General features: G+C 63.6%; 13 protein-coding genes. 7 read left to right on the plus strand and 6 right to left on the minus strand.

Features of this window, described 5'->3' with window-relative positions; all coding sequences use genetic code 11:
- The first annotated feature begins 11 nt into the window (after nucleotides 1-11).
- From QQK18_RS19630 to QQK18_RS19640, 3 genes are read left to right on the plus strand one after another with little or no spacing between them, the layout of a single operon-like run.
- Nucleotides 12-797, plus strand: coding sequence for an SDR family NAD(P)-dependent oxidoreductase (locus QQK18_RS19630; RefSeq protein ID WP_284342077.1), 786 nt, complete (start codon nucleotides 12-14; stop codon nucleotides 795-797).
- A 29-nt stretch (nucleotides 798-826) separates the two neighbouring features.
- Nucleotides 827-1,354: a GyrI-like domain-containing protein gene (locus QQK18_RS19635; protein WP_284342078.1), complete on the plus strand. Its 528-nt coding sequence runs from the start codon at nucleotides 827-829 to the stop codon at nucleotides 1,352-1,354.
- A complete protein-coding gene (locus tag QQK18_RS19640) occupies nucleotides 1,341-1,733 on the plus strand; it encodes a hypothetical protein (RefSeq protein ID WP_284342079.1) in 393 nt (130 codons plus the stop codon). Before QQK18_RS19635 ends, QQK18_RS19640 begins: the two co-directional genes overlap by 14 nt.
- A 52-nt stretch (nucleotides 1,734-1,785) precedes the next feature.
- On the opposite strand, the gene aat is transcribed toward QQK18_RS19640, so the two are convergent.
- The 5 genes from aat to QQK18_RS19665 form a co-directional block, all read right to left on the minus strand.
- Nucleotides 1,786-2,427 (minus strand): leucyl/phenylalanyl-tRNA--protein transferase, encoded by a 642-nt coding sequence (gene aat, locus QQK18_RS19645; protein WP_284342080.1) that lies wholly within the window; start codon nucleotides 2,425-2,427, stop codon nucleotides 1,786-1,788.
- Between the two features lie 105 nt (nucleotides 2,428-2,532).
- The gene (gene accC / locus QQK18_RS19650; protein WP_284342081.1) at nucleotides 2,533-3,879 is read right to left on the minus strand and encodes an acetyl-CoA carboxylase biotin carboxylase subunit; all 1,347 of its coding nucleotides are present in this window, start codon (nucleotides 3,877-3,879) and stop codon (nucleotides 2,533-2,535) included.
- 12 nt (nucleotides 3,880-3,891) lie between these two features.
- On the minus strand, nucleotides 3,892-4,380 hold the full coding sequence (gene accB, locus QQK18_RS19655) for an acetyl-CoA carboxylase biotin carboxyl carrier protein (RefSeq protein WP_284342091.1): 489 nt from the start codon (nucleotides 4,378-4,380) through the stop codon (nucleotides 3,892-3,894).
- A 31-nt stretch (nucleotides 4,381-4,411) separates the two neighbouring features.
- Nucleotides 4,412-4,849 (minus strand): type II 3-dehydroquinate dehydratase, encoded by a 438-nt coding sequence (aroQ, locus tag QQK18_RS19660; RefSeq protein WP_284342082.1) that lies wholly within the window; start codon nucleotides 4,847-4,849, stop codon nucleotides 4,412-4,414.
- Nucleotides 4,850-4,996: 147 nt separating this feature from the next.
- Nucleotides 4,997-5,857, minus strand: coding sequence for a DsbA family protein (locus QQK18_RS19665; protein ID WP_284342083.1), 861 nt, complete (start codon nucleotides 5,855-5,857; stop codon nucleotides 4,997-4,999).
- A 148-nt stretch (nucleotides 5,858-6,005) separates the two neighbouring features.
- Here QQK18_RS19665 and QQK18_RS19670 point away from each other — a divergent pair, with 148 nt between their 5' ends.
- Entirely contained in the window at nucleotides 6,006-7,151 is a 1,146-nt protein-coding gene (locus QQK18_RS19670; RefSeq protein ID WP_284342084.1) for a pyridoxal phosphate-dependent aminotransferase, read from the plus strand.
- Between the two features lie 52 nt (nucleotides 7,152-7,203).
- Here QQK18_RS19670 and QQK18_RS19675 read toward each other — a convergent pair whose 3' ends face one another.
- A complete protein-coding gene (locus QQK18_RS19675; protein ID WP_284342085.1) occupies nucleotides 7,204-9,849 on the minus strand; it encodes an Rne/Rng family ribonuclease in 2,646 nt (881 codons plus the stop codon).
- A gap of 608 nt (nucleotides 9,850-10,457) precedes the next feature.
- On the opposite strand from QQK18_RS19675, the gene QQK18_RS19680 reads away from it, so the two are divergent.
- The 3 genes from QQK18_RS19680 (at nucleotide 10,458) to prfB (ending at nucleotide 15,491) form a co-directional block, all read left to right on the plus strand.
- Nucleotides 10,458-11,717, plus strand: coding sequence for an N-acetylmuramoyl-L-alanine amidase (locus QQK18_RS19680; RefSeq protein WP_284342086.1), 1,260 nt, complete (start codon nucleotides 10,458-10,460; stop codon nucleotides 11,715-11,717).
- Between the two features lie 111 nt (nucleotides 11,718-11,828).
- Nucleotides 11,829-14,303, plus strand: a complete 2,475-nt coding sequence (locus QQK18_RS19685; protein ID WP_284342087.1) for a penicillin-binding protein 1A — start codon at nucleotides 11,829-11,831, stop codon at nucleotides 14,301-14,303.
- A 74-nt stretch (nucleotides 14,304-14,377) separates the two neighbouring features.
- Nucleotides 14,378-15,491 (plus strand): peptide chain release factor 2 gene (prfB, locus tag QQK18_RS19690; RefSeq protein ID WP_284342088.1). Its coding sequence is split into 2 segments (ribosomal slippage): nucleotides 14,378-14,446 and nucleotides 14,448-15,491, totalling 1,113 coding nucleotides; the frame shifts between segments, so codons are not numbered across the junction.
- Nucleotides 15,492-15,633 lie beyond the last annotated feature (142 nt).

A 15,633-nucleotide genomic window follows, 5' to 3' on the forward strand; every position in this document is an offset into this window, starting at 1 on the left:
AGGAATTAGGTATGCTTTTGGAAGGAAAGCCCGCAATCGTTTATGGCGCGGCCGGCGCGGTCGGTGGCGCGGTCTCTCGTGCGCTCGCCCGCGAGGGCGCCAGAGTATTTCTCTCGGGCCGCACACCTGAAACGCTCGAGACTGTAAGGGAGCAGATAGAGGCCGCCGGCGGTGCGGCCGACGTCACGCCGGTCGATGCGCTTGATCCCGCGGCCGTCAGGGCGCATCTCGACCGCGTGGCCGAGCGGGCAGGGCCCGTCAGGATCATGTTCAGCGCCATCGACTGGGGGGATACCCAGGGCGAGAGGCTCGTCGACATGGACGCGTCCCGGTACCTCGTGCCCATAGAGAGGGCGACGCGCACCTGGTTCTTCACCGGCGGGGCCGTCGCCGCGCATATGGCGGACAATGGTGGTGGAGCCATTATCGGCATTACGGCCAATGCCGGGCGTTTTCCGTTTCCAATGGTCGGCGGCTTTGGCGTCGCGTGCGCTGCGGTCGAGCACTACCTTCGCCAGCTCGGAGCAGAAATGGGACCGTCCGGCGTGCGGGTCGTCTGCGTGCGTTCGGCCGGATCCCCCGATGCGCCCGGCGTGCGCGAGGCCTTCAAGATTCACGCCAGAGAGGCAGGCCTTTCGCTCGAGGCCTTCGAGCGGCAGGCTGGCGAAGGCGCGGCCCTGCGGCATCTGCCCTCGCTCGCCGAAGTCGCCGATGCCGTGGCGCTGATGGCAAGCGACCACGCACGGGCCATGACATCGACCACCGCCAACGTGACGTGCGGCGCCCATATCGACTGACAACTCGTTCCATTGGAGAAGAAAGACCAGTGCTGACACTGCCCGAATTCGTTGAGCGCGATGCCCAGCCCTATCCCTACATCCCCTATACGGTGCCCATGGATGGCATCGACGGAGCTGCGGACGAGGGCTTTCCGAGGCTCTTTGCCTGGATGAAGCGGAATGGAGTTGTGCCGGTGGGAGCTCCGTTCATCAACTATCGTCGCATCGATATGATGCGAACCCTCGATATCGAGATCGGTGCGCCTGTGGCGGCGGCGGGAGAGGGTGATGATGGGGTGCACTTCAGCCAATTGCCCGCCGGCCGCTTTGCGCGGGTCGTCTGGACGGGCCCCTATAACGGACTCAGGGATGTGATGCCGATGTTTATCGGCTGGGCCAAGGAGAAGCGTCTCGCCTGGGACGTCGAGCACGCCACTGATGGTGAGCGGTTTGCCTGTCGGCTCCAGATCCACGAAATCGACCCGTCCGAGGAACGGGATCCGCAAAAGTGGGTTACGCAGGTGGCGATCAAGCTCGCTGATGAAGGGAGGGCATCCGACGATGGGCGAAGGTAAGGACGAGGGGCCGCAACTTCCCTATATCAAGCAGAAACTGCATTCCGTGAGCGGCGTCATGCAGCCGCAGTCGATGCTGATCCCGTCGCGCGTCATGGTAGAGGAGTTGATCGCCGAAATACCGGCCGGCGGCACCGGCAGCCTGACATCCATTCGAACGCGATTGGCCAAGGCCTGGGGGGCTGACGCGACGTGCCCCGTGACCGTACGCAGGCATGTGCAAGAGATCGCTGAAACCAGTTTTGCCGCCTATGAAGGTGGTGCCCCGGCGAACGGCATCACGCCGTTCTGGCGCGTGGTTGACCCAGATAAGCCCGACGCGCGGCGCTTGCCCGGCGGTCGGGAGTTCGTCAGTGCGCGTCGGGCGGAGGAGCGCTGAAGCGTTTTCAGCAAAAGTGGATACCACCTTTGCGGTTCGAAAACGCGGCGAATCAAGAGCCCTTCAGCCTGTCCCAACGGTAGTAGTCGCCCGAATGCGTCAGCGCTTCGGCAAGGCGCTCCTCGTATTCCTCGCGGGAGATTTCGATTCCCCCGAGGGAAGCCAGGTGCGGCGTGAGGAACTGCGTGTCGAGAAGGACGAAGCCGCCGGCATTGAGCCGTTCGACGAGATGGGCGAGCGCGATCTTCGACGCGTCGGTCCGCCGGTGGAACATGGATTCCCCGAAGAAGGCGCCGCCGATGGCCAGCCCATATAGACCGCCAACCAGTTCCACTCCGTCCCAGATCTCGACCGTATGAGCGATGCCGCGCCTGAAGAGCTCGCCATAGACAGAGCGGATGGCTTCGTTGATCCAGGTCGAAGGCCGGTCCGGCGCCGCAGCGGCACACCCGTCGATGATCGCGCCGAAATCGGTGTCGACCTTAACAGAAAAATCCCGCTGGCGTAAGGCTTTACGCAGGCTTGTTGAGATCTTGAAACCGTCGAGCGGCAGGATTCCGCGCTTCTCGGGCGCCACCCAGAAAAGATCCGGCGAGCCCGCGTCCTCGGCCATAGGAAAGATGCCCGCCCGATAGGCGCGCAAGATCAGTTCGGGCGTGATTTCGATGTCGAAGGGGTTGGACGGGCGGGACATGCGCTTGAGTTTAGCCGGCTTGCGGCCGGAACGGAATTATTGTGCGCCGGTTCCGACGACGGTCACGCCTCTTTGACCGGCGCCGCCAGTTCCCCTGAATCGCCGCTAGGACTTGTTCTCGGCCAGGAACTTTTCCAGCCAGTGGATGTCATAATTACCGGCCAGGATGTCCGGCTCCTTGATCAGCCGCTGGAAGAGCGGCAGCGTCGTCTTGACCCCGTCGACCACGAACTCGTCGATCGCCCGCCGCAGACGTTGCAGACATTCGTCGCGGTTGCGTCCATGAACGATGAGCTTGCCGATGAGCGAGTCATAGTAGGGCGGGATCTTGTAGCCCTGGTAGACCGCCGAATCGACGCGCACGCCGACGCCGCCGGCCGGATGATAGAAGGTGATGGTGCCGGGCGAGGGCGCGAAAGTCTGCGGGTCCTCGGCATTGATGCGCACCTCGATGGCATGGCCGTAGAATTGCACGTCCTGCTGCTGCATCGGCAGCTTTTCGCCCGAAGCCACCCGGATCTGCTCATAGACGATGTCGATGCCGGTGATGCGTTCGGTCACAGGATGCTCGACCTGCAGGCGGGTGTTCATCTCGATGAAGTAGAACTCGCCGTCCTCGTAGAGGAACTCGACGGTACCCGCGCCCGAGTATTTGAGCTTGCGCATGGCCGCGGCGCAGATCTCGCCGATCGAGTCGCGCTCTTCCGGGCTGATCGTCGGGCCACCCGCTTCTTCCCATACCTTCTGGTGGCGCCGCTGCAGCGAGCAGTCGCGCACCCCGAGGTGCACGGCATTGCCTTGACCGTCGCCCAGCACCTGCACTTCGATATGTCGCGGCTTGCCGAGGTACTTTTCCATATAGACGCTGTCGTTGCCGAAAGCAGCCTTGGCCTCCGAGCGTGCCGTCGACCAGGCGACCAGCAGGTCCGCCTCGCTCCTTGCCACTTTCATGCCGCGACCACCGCCGCCGGCAGTCGCCTTGATGAGAACCGGGTAGCCGATGTTCCTTGCCGTGGCGAGCGCATCGGCATCCGTCGAGACCGCGCCTTCCGAACCCGGAACCGCTGGGATTCCCAGCTCGACCACCGTCCTCTTGGCGGTGATCTTGTCGCCCATGATCTCGATGTGATGGGCCGATGGGCCGATGAAGGTGACGTTGTGCTCGGTCAGGATCTGCGCAAAACGCGCATTTTCCGAGAGGAACCCGTAGCCCGGATGCACCGCGTCGGCCCCGGTGATCTCGCAGGCCGCCATGATCGAGGGAATGTTGAGATAGCTCTCGCGCGCCGGCGGCGGACCCACGCACACGCTTTCGTCGGCGAGCCGCACATGCATGGCATTGGCATCGGCCGTCGAATGGATGGCGACCGTTGGGATTCCCAGTTCCTTGCAGGCGCGCAGCACGCGCAGCGCGATCTCGCCGCGATTGGCGATGAGGACCTTGGAGAACATCTCCGCCTCTCCCTATTCGATCACGACGAGCGGTTCGCCATATTCGACCGGCTGCGCGTCCTCGAAGAGGATACGGGTGATCGTGCCCGAACGGTGCGCCGGAATCTGGTTCATCGTCTTCATCGCCTCGATGATGAGGACAGTCTGGCCCTCGGAGACCTTTGTGCCCACCTCGACGAAAGGCGGCTTGCCGGGTTCCGGCGCGCGGTAAGCGGTGCCAACCATCGGCGAGGTGAGGGTGCCGGGGTGCGAGTTCAGGTCCTCGGCGGCGGGGGCGGAGGCGGGCGCAACCGAACCGGCCGGCGCCATCGGGGCGGAGGAGGGCGCCGCGGCCGGCATCGGCGCGGGCGCGGCGTAAGTCACGGTTTCCTTGGCGAACGAACGCGTCACGCGTACACGGAAGTCGTCCTGCTCGATTTCGATCTCGGCCAGGTTTTCCTTGTTCAGCAGTTCGGCAATTGCGCGGATCAGGTCCTGGTCCACTTGTGATGCCTTGGTCATTTTATTGGTCTCCCGCTTCACGCGACGACAGCTATTGGAGTTTCTCGGCCAGTGCTTCGAGCGCCAGCCTATATCCGGTTACGCCGAACCCGCAAATGACCCCAAGGGCCACGCTCGACACGTAGGAATGATGCCGGAAAGGCTCGCGCTGGTGGATGTTGGACAGGTGCACCTCGACGACCGGCAGGCCGATGGCCTTGAGTGCATCGAGAATGGCGACCGAGGTGTGTGAGTAGGCGGCCGGGTTGATAAGGATCGCATCGGCCGTCTTCCGGGCGTCCTGAATCCAGGTAACCATCTCGCCTTCCGAGTTGGTTTGACGAAAGTCGACGGTCAATCCCAGCTCCTTGCCGGTTCCGGCACAAAGCTGCTCGACGTCCCTCAATGTGGAGGCGCCGTAGATATCGGGCTCACGCGTGCCCAGGAGATTGAGGTTCGGTCCGTTGAGGACGAGAACGCGTTTGGCCATGGTCTCCGCCTTGTGCACTGGCCCTCCGACCAGCGCAAGCTCGACTACAGGAATTGCACTGAAAAGGCAAAGGAAGCGAGGCAAAGGAAGCGAATGGCGAATAGGGGGTAGCGAATAGGGTGAGGCGCTCCTCTATTCGCTACTTCGCTATTCGCTCGGACAAGCCGTCGAACCGCACTCGCGCATATTGGCAATGCGTTGGCGCAGTTCCTCGACCCCAATGGCGCCAGGGATGATCTCGTCGCCGATGATATAGGTGGGGGTGCCGGTGATGTTGAGTGCGCGGGCGATCTCGTAGGAATCCTGGATGACCGAGGCGACCTTCTCGGTGTTCATCTCGAGCTCCAGGCTGACCCGGGAGAGCCCCAACGCTTCCGCCGATTCGAGCGCCGTTTCCTTGGTCACCTGACCACGCGAGGTGAAAAGCGCTTCATGAAAGTCCCAATAGTCGACATCCGCCTGCGCCACCAGCACACCGACCCGAGCCGCCTCGATCGACTCCTGGGAGAGGATGGGGAACTCCTTGAGGATAACGCGCAGGTTCGGGTCCTCGGCAAGCAGCTGGGCCAGGTCGGGCAGGGCCTGCCGGCAGTAGCCGCAGTTGTAGTCGAACATCTCGACGAGGGTGACGTCTCCTTCCGGATTGCCGAGCACGACATGGCCCTCGGCCTCGTAGAGGTCATCGCCGACCGCGGCGAGCGCCGTGCGGGATTTCTCGCGCTCTTCGGCCTGTACCCTGGTATCGAGCGCGGTGGAGAGTCGCTGCAGGATGGTCGGGTCCCCCATGAGGTAGTCCTCGATCATGGGGTTGAGCTCAGCGGGATCGATCTCGGTGCTTGCCGTTTCGACGCGCGCGGCCGCGTCCCGCTCACTCAGCACCTCCTCGACGATCGCCCGGACGGCCGCGATGTCGGTCACCGGCTCCGGCGCCGGTTTGAGGTAGAAAGCGCCTGCACCCCCGGCGATGGCGGCGGCCAGGGCAACGACGGCAATAACGAGGCGGGACATTGAACACTCCGCGGAATCGGTAGAAGGCAATCATAGCCTCAGAGGCGTTTATCACTGTTTCCTCAAATCGCACGCAAGACTTCGGGTCAAATGTGGTTGAGGCCGGAGCGGCTTTCGGCTACCGCAGACGGGCTGTTCCGGAGCCGACATGACAGACCTGCAACCGCCCGAACTCAAGCCCTTTCACGCCATGGAGATCATGCGCCGCGCCAAGGCGCTCGAGACGGAGGGGCGGGCAATCTGCCATCTGGAGATCGGCGAGCCGGGCGCACCGCCCGCTCCCAAGGTCCGCGAAGCCGTCGCACGGGCGCTCCCCGATCCCCAGGGCTACACCAACGCCACCGGCACACGCGAGCTGCGCGAGGCGCTGGCCGGATATTACAATGAGCAGCACGGCATCGAGGTCGATCCGGAACTCATCGTTGCGACGATGGGCTCGTCGGCAGGCTTCATCCTTGCCTTTCACGCCGCTTTCCAGCCAGGCGCCCGTATCGCCATCACCCGGCCGGGCTATCCCGCCTATTTCAACACGCTGATCGGTCTCGGTTTCGAGGTCGTCGAGATCCCGCTCTCGCCCGCCAACGGCTGGAAGCTGACGGGCGACGCTGCCGCCAGGGCCCATGCGGCGACGCCGTTCGAAGGCCTGCTGTTTGCCAGCCCTGCCAATCCAACCGGCGCTGCCGTCGACCGCGCGGGACTTGCCGAACTCGTTGCGACCTGTGCCGGGCTCGGAGTTCGCCTCCTTTCAGACGAGATCTATCACGGGCTCGACTATCAGGCCCCGTCGGTGAGTGCGCTCGAGTTGACGCGTGAGGCCGTCGTCATCAACTCGTTCTCCAAGTACTATTGCATGACCGGTTGGCGCATCGGTTGGATGGTGATGCCCGGCGACCTCATTCGCCGCACCGAGATCCTTCAGCAGAACCTCTTTATTTCGGCTCCGACCCTGAGCCAGATCGCCGCAACCGTCGCCCTCGGCGAGCGTGATTATGCCGAGGAGCAGAAGGCGGGTTACGCCCGCAACCGCCTGCTGTTGGCCGATGGCCTGCGCGGTCTCGGCTTCGACATTGGCCCACCAACGGAAGGGGCCTTCTACGCCTATGCGGGCCTTGGCCGGTTCTCCAATGATGCCATGGAGTTCTGCCAGCTTATGCTGGATGAGGCAGGAGTGGCGGCAACGCCCGGCATCGACTTCGACCGCACCAGCGGCAACCGCTTCGTGCGCTTCTCTTATGCAGGGACAGAAGCTGCGATCGTGCGCGCGCTCGAGCGTATGGCGAGTTGGCTGAAGTAGCGCCGGGTACAAACAAAAAAGGCGGGCTGAAAGCCCGCCTTTGATTGCCGGATTATCCGAGCCCGAGCCGGCGCTGCCACCAGCCCTTCTTCTTGGGCTCGCCCTCTCCTTCGGGCTTGCCGGCGGTCGAACTGACGACGATCTCGTCAGGCGGCAGGTCCTTCTTCTTGCCTCGCTTGGGCCGGTCCTCGGCTTCCGCAGTCTCGGGAGCAGGCGAAGGGGCCGGAGCGGGTGAGGGGGCCGGAGCTGCCTCCGCCGGTGCAGCGGCCGTTTCGCCAGCCTCAGCCGTCTCCGTCTTGCGTGTACGAGCGCGGGAGCGGCGCTTCGGCTTCTCTTCAGCCGGAGCCTCCTCGGCCGGAGCCTCTTCGGCCGCAGTCGCAGTTTCGCTTACGCTCTCGGCAGCGCCGGCCTCGGCGGCCACCTCGGCGGTCTTACGGGTCCGACGCGTCCGCTTGGGCTTTGCGGGCTGCTCACTCTCGGCGGCAGGCACCTCGGCGGCGGGTGTCTCTGTGGTGGGCGCCGCGGCGTCCGCAACGGCCTCGGCAGCTTCCTCGGCGGCTGCCGGTTCAGCTTCACCCGCTTCCACGGCTTCACCGCCCGCGAACGTGGGCTGCTCGATCGTCTCGTCCTCATTTCGCCGATTGCGGCGGCCGCCGCGCCGCCCGCGCCGGCGGCGCTTGCGAGCCTCGCCCGCCTCCTCGGCAGCGCGGGTCTCGGCCCGCTCCTCGGCGGTCTCTGCTTCGTCCTCGGCCTCGGCGGCCTCGTCCTCACGTTCGGCCTGCTGCGGCACCTGCACGTCCTCGCCGCGCTCGCCGCCGCGCCGACGGCGCCTGCGCCGCCGTTTGGAGGGGCCGCCGTCGCTCTCTGGACGCGCCGCGCCGGTTTCCGCCTGTTCTTCCTCTTCGGCCTCATCTTCCTCGACATCGGCAATGACCGCGCTGTCGACCCGCACATGTGCGACCGCACGCTGCTCACCATAGGCGGCTGTCCGCTGCTCGCCGCGCTCAATGGCGAACTGGTGACCGATGAGCTTGGCGTCGGCGGTGATGGTGATGGAGAGGGCGTTGCGCTCTTCGAGCGCAATCAGCGTTTCGCGCTTGTAGTTGAGGATGTAGAGCGCGACTTCCACCGGCACGCGCACATTGATGGACTGACCGGGCTTGCGCAGGACGTGGTCTTCGACATGGCGCATGACCATCAGTGCCACGCTTTCGGTAGACCGCACGAGGCCGGTGCCGTCGCAGATCGGACACTTGTGGGTCGAGCTCTCGACGACGCCGAAGCGGATGCGCTGACGGCTCATCTCCATCAAACCGAAATGGCTTATGCGGCCGACCTGGATGCGCGCCCGGTCTTCCTTCAGGCACTCTTTGAGCTTGCGCTCGACTGCCCGATTGGATCGGTTCTCCATCATGTCGATGAAGTCGATGACGATAAGGCCGGCGAGATCGCGCAGTCTCAGCTGGCGCGCGACTTCATCTGCCGCCTCCAGATTGGTCTGGAGCGCGGTATCCTCGATATTGTGTTCCTTGGTCGAGCGACCCGAGTTGACGTCGATCGAAACCAGCGCCTCGGTCGGATTGATGACGATGTAGCCGCCGGAAGGCAGGGTGACCTGCGGCGAGAACATCTGGTCGAGCTGGCTTTCGACGTTATACTTGGAGAAGAGCGGTTGATCTTCCGAATAGAGCTTCACGTTCTTGGCGTGGCTCGGCATGATCATGCGCATGAAGTCCTTGGCCTCGCGATAGGCGTCATCGCCCGCGACCAGCACTTCATCGATGTCCTTGTTGTAGAGATCGCGAATTGTTCGCTTGATCAGCGAGCCTTCCTCGTAGACGAGGCAGGGCGCCTGCGACTTCAGGGTCAGGCTGCGCACATTCTCCCAAAGGCGCATCAGATATTCGAAATCCCGCTTGACCTCCGCCTTGGTGCGCGCGGCACCGGCAGTTCGCAGGATTACGCCCATGCCCTGCGGCACCTCGAGATCCGAGGTGATTTCCTTGAGCCGCTTGCGGTCGGCCGCGTTGGTGATCTTGCGGCTGATGCCGCCGCCGCGGGCGGTGTTGGGCATCAGAACCGAATAGCGGCCGGCAAGAGAGAGATAGGTGGTGAGCGCCGCGCCCTTGTTGCCGCGCTCTTCCTTGACCACCTGCACCAGCATCACCTGGCGCCGCTTGATCACTTCCTGGATCTTGTACTTGCGCATCAGGTTGCGCTGGCGCCGCTCGGGCACCTCTTCGAGCGCATCGGCTCCGCCTACGCTCTCAACCGGCTCGGAATCGGTTGGCGCCTGTTCGATGTGACTGGCGCCCTCCATGTCCTGCGTGTCGGTCTCGGCCTCGGGCTCGACGACGCCTTCGGGCACGCTGACATGATCGTCGCCGTTCTCGGCATCCTGCGCCTCATCGGCCTCCTCGGCCTTGAGCAGCGCTTCGCGGTCGGCGACGGGGATCTGGTAGTAGTCGGGATGGATTTCGGAAAAGGCGAGAAAGCCGTGACGATTGCCGCCATATTCGACGAACGCGGCCTGCAGCGAGGGCTCTACGCGTGTAACCTTGGCAAGGTAGATGTTGCCGCGCAACTGGCGGCGTGTCGCGCTTTCAAAATCGAATTCTTCGAGACGATTACCGGCGGTAACGACGATCCGTGTTTCTTCCGGGTGGATGGCATCCACCAGCATTCTCTTTGTAGCCATAAAACTGAACTCCGCGCGCTCGCGCGCCGCCGGGCGGACTTCCCGAAGGAAGGGCCCCTGGGCTGGCGCAATGCGAGGCGAATGGTTTGAAGGGGGTGGCGCGGGAGGTTGCGCCGGTCTTTGGGGTCGGGCCGGAAGAGCAAAGCATGACAAACGCGCAATCAGTGCTGATCGCCTCGCGTAGTGTCCGCCTTCGGGCCATTTGACCTCTTCCTATTGGGCCGCCGGCACAAAGCGATTTGCCGCCGACCGTCCGGCCCGATTGGGGCCGAAATTCTTCTGCAAGGCGCGACTGTCGCCGCTTTGCTGCCGGGCAGGGTGCCAACCCGCTTGCGTCCGGCATCCTCTCGCGGCGTAGGGGCGGCCCTGTGTGGCCGCAGCAGCCTGACGTCGCGAAAGGCTCGCGCCTCAATGATTAGCGTTTAGGGATGTTGCAACCGATTGGCAACAGGAAAGTCAAAACCTGCCTTTCTCGGTCACTTTTGGATCCCCGGGCCTTTGCAGGCGGCCGCAAATCACCGCATAAGTGGCAAAAACTGCCGTAGAATCGCCTGACATCGGGTGACCTCACTACAGCTCTCACCTTCTATTTAGGAAGCGTTCGGCTTTTGTCCAAAACGGTCCGCTTTGCGCTCGAGCGCCTGCTTGTCACTCTCCTCGCCGTCTTGGCCTTGTCCTTGGCCTTTTGCATGCAACCCTCTGCGCAGGCTCAAGAGGCAGATCTGCCGAGTGTGCGAGACGCGCGCGTTTCAACGACTTCCGAGCGCGCCCGCCTGGTGCTCGATCTCAGCGACACTTCGGAGTTCGCGCTCGTCTCGCTCGATGAGCCGCAACGGCTCGCGATCGATGTGCGTGCCGCCGATATTTCGGTCAGCCAGCCGAGCCCGCCGGCCGGGGAAGGCCTCATCGCGTCCTACGTCATCGAGCAGGCCGCACCCGATCGCGTGCGCACCACTCTGACGTTGTCGGGACCTGCCCAGGTCCAGCAGGCCTATGTGCTCGATCCGTTCGAGGACCAGCCAGCAAGGCTCGTTGTCGACATCATCCCGGCAACCGCAGAAGTCTTCGCCGAAAACGTCGCGCGCGACCGTGCCGCCTCGCAGACGGCTCAGCAGGCGGCCGTCCCTCAGGCGCCCACCGAGCCAGGCGGTTCCAACATCGCCACCGACACGCGCCCGCTGGTTGTGATCGACCCCGGCCACGGCGGCATCGACAGTGGCGCCGAGACCGCAAGCGGCGTCAAGGAGAAGGATATCGTCCTCGCCTTCAGCCTGCGGCTGCAGGAAATCCTGGTTGAATCCGGACGCTTCGACGTGGCCCTGACACGCGAGAGCGACGTTTTCCTGCGATTGGAGGAACGGGTTGCGCTTGCGCGGTCGAACAAGGCTGACATGTTCATCTCAATCCACGCCGATAGCTTTCAGCAGCCGGAAATCCGGGGCGCGAGCGTTTATACGCGCGACGAGAACGCCACTGACGTGCTCGACAAGGTGCTGGCCGACCAGGAGAACAAGACGGATATCATCGCTGGCTTTGCGGTACCGCAGATGGCCCCGCAGGTCGTCGACATCCTCGTCGACCTCATGCGCCGCGAGATGCGCGTGCAGTCGTTCATGGCCGCGCAGTCGATCATCCACCAGCTCGAACCCAGCGTGCAGTTGCGGCGATTTCCGGTCCGCCAAGCCGATTTCTTCGTGCTGCAGGCGCCCGACGTACCCTCTGTCCTCGTCGAACTCGGTTTCCTCTCCAACTCCAGCGATATCGAAAATCTCATGCAAAGCGATTGGCGCGACCGCACTGCGGAAGCGATAGCGCGCGGGATTTCGACTTATTTCGACCAGATCGAGGCGCCCCCTGTTGCAGAGTGATCACCCTGATGGCCGTGTGCAGATCGGCCATGCACAATCTCGACCGATTTGCTATGATTCCATCAATGTTTGAGTACGGCCTCTAGCCGCTAGAAAGGGTCTCGAGGCGATATGCTGCGTCTGCTGGGCTGGCTGTTCGGACTGGGTGTGTTCCTGGCGTTGGGCGCGATCGGCGTTGGCGCGGTCTATCTTCATACTGTTTCGGCCGAACTTCCCGATTATACCGTTCTCAAGGACTACCAGCCGCCCGTCACCACCCGTGTCCATGCGGCCAACGGCACGCTTATCGCCGAGTTCGCCCGCGAGCGGCGCCTCTTCCAGCCAATCGAGACCGTGCCGCCTCTGGTCGTCCAGGCATTCCTCTCGGCCGAAGACAAGGATTTCTACAGCCACACCGGTATTGCTGTAGATGGCGTCATGCGTGCCGTGCGCGACAACCTCATGCAGATGATCGACGGCCGCCGCGGCCCACTGGTCGGCGCGTCTACGATCACGCAGCAGGTGGCCAAGAACTTCCTGCTCTCGAGCGAACAGACCTGGGATCGCAAGCTTCAGGAAGCTCTGCTCGCCATGCGCATCGAGTCGACCTTCTCCAAGGACAAGATCCTCGAGCTCTACCTCAATGAGATCTTCATGGGCAGCGTCGGCGGGCAGACCTATGGCGTCGCCGCCGCGGCGCTCAACTACTTCGACAAGGCGCTCTATCAGTTGTCCGTGTCTGAGGCAGCGTACCTCGCCGCGCTTCCCAAGGGGGCCAACAACTATCACCCCTACCGCTATCCCGAGGCCGCAGTCGAGCGGCGCAACTGGGTGCTCGAGCGCATGCGCGAGAACGGTTATATCACCACTGACGAAATGCTTACGGCCCAGGCTGAACCCCTGACCATTGTACCGCGCCAGTCCGGCAGCCAGCTCTATTCGGCCGAATATTTCACTGAGGACGTGCGACGCCAGCTCGCCCGGCTCTATGGCGAGGACCAGCTCTATGGCGGCGGGCTTTCCGTGCGCACGAGCCTCGACCCCACTCTTCAGGAATACGCGCGCAAGGCCCTGATGGATGGCCTTGTGGCCTTCGACCGATCACGGGGGTTCCGGGGACCCGTGGCCACCATCGAGATCGGCGACGACTGGGGCGTCGACGTCGCGGCGATCGAGCCATTGAGGGATGTGCCGGAATGGCATCTCGCCGTGGTCCTCGAGATACGCCAGAACGAGGCACTGATCGGTCTGCGTCCGGCTGGCGACGTCGGTGGATCATTACGACCCGAGCGCGAGACGGGAATGCTTTCCGGCCCGGAAATCAAATGGGTCAGCCAGCCGCTCTCCCAGATCCTGGCGGTTGGCGATGTCGTCTACGTTTCGCCGGTTGCGGGCAAAGACGGGGTCTTTACGCTCGAGCAGGTGCCGGAGATCGAGGGTTCGCTGGTCGCCATGGATCCGCGCACCGGACGTGTTCTGGCCATGGTCGGCGGGTTCTCGTTCGCCGAGTCCGAGTTCAACCGGGCAACGCAGGCCCTTCGCCAACCCGGTTCCGCGTTCAAGCCGATCGTCTATGCTTCGGCGCTCGATAACGGCTATACGCCCGCCTCCGTCGTGCTCGACGCGCCGGTCGAAATCCGCAACGGCGACGGCTCGATCTGGCGCCCGGAAAACTATGCTCAGGAGTTCTACGGTCCCCAGACGCTCCGGCGCGGCATCGAGCGCAGCCGCAACGTGATGACCGTGCGCCTCGCCAGGGACATCGGCATGCCGCTCGTTGCCGAATACGCCAAGCTTTTCGGCGTCTATGACAGCATGACCCCGGTGCTTGCCATGGCGCTCGGTGCCGGTGAGACCACCAATCTGCGCCTGACCTCCGCCTACGCCACCATCGCCAACGGTGGACGCCGGATCGTGCCGACCCTCATCGACCGCATCCAGGATCGATATGGAAAGACAATCTACCGGCACGACCAGCGTATCTGCGAAGGCTGTAACGCCACCAGTTGGCAGGGGCAGGGCGAGCCGCGAATCGTCGACACCCGCGAGCAGGTGCTCGATCCGATGACTGCCTATCAGATCACCTCGATGTTGGAAGGCGTGGTCCAGCGCGGCACCGGCACCTATGCCAGCAGGCTCAACCGGCCGGTCGCCGGCAAGACCGGCACCACCAACGACTACAAGGATGCCTGGTTCGTCGGCTTCACCCCCGAGCTCGCCGTCGGCGTCTATCTCGGCTACGACGTGCCGCGATCCATGGGGCGCAGCTCGACCGGTGGCGGTATTGCCGTGCCGATCTTTACCGATTTCGTTGGCAAGGCCCTCGCCGGTCACCCGCCGACGCCGTTCAACATGCCGAACGGCATGAACGCCGTCTGGATCGACCCCGCCTCCGGAGTGAGGGCGGTCGAAGGCCAGTCGGCCGTCATCGAGGCCTTCAAGCCCGGCACCGGACCCAATCTGATGACCTCGGTCATCGGTGTCGGCGACCAGACCTATATGGAACTGCCGCCAGCCGCCGCGGCCTCCCCATCCGGCGGCGTCACTCAGCCGGGCCCGAACGGCCAATTTCTCGATCCCTCTCTCGGCCGCGGCGGCCTTTTCTGACCATTTTTTTCCGACGGGTTGATTGCGCGGCCCTGCTTGGCTACATGAAGCGCGCAAGAATAGGACACTACGAAATGCGTGCGGAAACCGAGAAAGTCGTCACTGAAATCGAGCAGGTTCTGACCCTGCTGAGGAGGCATCTTTGACTGGGATACAGCCCAGACACGCCTCGATGCGCTGAACGCGCAAGCCGAATCCCCCGACCTCTGGAACGATCCCGGAAAAGCCCGCGAGGTCATGCGCCAGCGTGACGACCTCGACGCACAGGTTTCCACCGTGCGCGCTATGGAAACCAGCATCCGCGACAATGTCGAGCTGATTGAGCTTGGTGAGGTCGAGGGTGACGAAGGCATCGTCAAGGAAGCCGAAGCCGCTCTCGCCGAGATGCGGGCCCAGGCCGCGCGCCAGCAGGTCGAAACACTGCTTTCCGGCGAAGCCGACAAGAACGACTGCTTCGTCGAAATCCACTCCGGCGCCGGCGGCACCGAAAGCCAGGATTGGGCCAATATGCTGCTGCGCATGTATTCGCGCTGGGCTGAGCAGCACGACTTCAAGGTGGAGACCATCGAAATCCACGATGGTGAGGAGGCCGGCATCAAATCGGCCACCATCCAGGTCAAGGGCCACAACGCCTATGGCTGGTTGAAGACCGAGAGCGGCGTCCACCGCCTGGTGCGCATCAGCCCCTACGACTCGGCCGCCCGCCGCCACACCAGCTTTTCGAGCGTCTGGGTCTATCCGGTCGTCGACGAAACCATCGAGATCGAGATCAACGAAGCCGACTGCCGCATCGACACCTACCGGTCGTCGGGCGCCGGCGGTCAGCACGTCAACACCACCGACTCTGCCGTCCGCATCACCCATATCCCAACCGGCATCGTCGTCGCCTGTCAGAACGAGCGCAGCCAGCACAAGAACCGGGCGACGGCCTGGAACATGCTGCGCGCCCGGCTCTATGAGCTCGAGCTGCAAAAGCGCGAGGAGGCGGCCAGCGCCACCGAAGCGACCAAGACCGACATCGGCTGGGGACACCAGATCCGCTCCTACGTTCTGCAGCCCTACCAGATGGTCAAGGACCTGCGGACCAGCGTCGAGACCAGCCAGCCATCGGCCGTGCTCGACGGTGATCTCGACCCCTTCATGGAAGCGGCTCTGGCGCAGCGCGTCGGCCTTACGGTCGAGGCGTAGAGGTTGTCACGTTCTGAATGAATCAGAACGGGAGGCTCCAGAGCTCCACTACCCACAGGGTCATTCCCGCGAAAAGCGGGATGTGGAGTCACGTTTGAAGTGCAACACGGTTGCGGATGGCAGAGAAGACCTCGTTTGGGGT

Source organism: Devosia nitrariae (assembly GCF_030160115.1).
In the GTDB taxonomy this organism is placed as follows: domain Bacteria; phylum Pseudomonadota; class Alphaproteobacteria; order Rhizobiales; family Devosiaceae; genus Devosia; species Devosia nitrariae.

Excerpts from the sequence above, each read along its gene's own strand:
- QQK18_RS19630 (WP_284342077.1), top strand. The coding sequence starts at position 12 with ATGCTTTTGGAAGGAAAGCCCGCAATCGTTTATGGCGCGGCCGGCGCG.
- QQK18_RS19640 (WP_284342079.1), top strand. The coding sequence starts at position 1,341 with ATGGGCGAAGGTAAGGACGAGGGGCCGCAACTTCCCTATATCAAGCAG.
- aat (WP_284342080.1), bottom strand. The coding sequence starts at position 2,427 with ATGTCCCGCCCGTCCAACCCCTTCGACATCGAAATCACGCCCGAACTG.
- accC (WP_284342081.1), bottom strand. The coding sequence starts at position 3,879 with ATGTTCTCCAAGGTCCTCATCGCCAATCGCGGCGAGATCGCGCTGCGC.
- accB (WP_284342091.1), bottom strand. The coding sequence starts at position 4,380 with ATGACCAAGGCATCACAAGTGGACCAGGACCTGATCCGCGCAATTGCC.
- aroQ (WP_284342082.1), bottom strand. The coding sequence starts at position 4,849 with ATGGCCAAACGCGTTCTCGTCCTCAACGGACCGAACCTCAATCTCCTG.
- QQK18_RS19665 (WP_284342083.1), bottom strand. The coding sequence starts at position 5,857 with ATGTCCCGCCTCGTTATTGCCGTCGTTGCCCTGGCCGCCGCCATCGCC.
- QQK18_RS19670 (WP_284342084.1), top strand. The coding sequence starts at position 6,006 with ATGACAGACCTGCAACCGCCCGAACTCAAGCCCTTTCACGCCATGGAG.
- QQK18_RS19675 (WP_284342085.1), bottom strand. The coding sequence starts at position 9,849 with ATGGCTACAAAGAGAATGCTGGTGGATGCCATCCACCCGGAAGAAACA.
- QQK18_RS19685 (WP_284342087.1), top strand. The coding sequence starts at position 11,829 with ATGCTGCGTCTGCTGGGCTGGCTGTTCGGACTGGGTGTGTTCCTGGCG.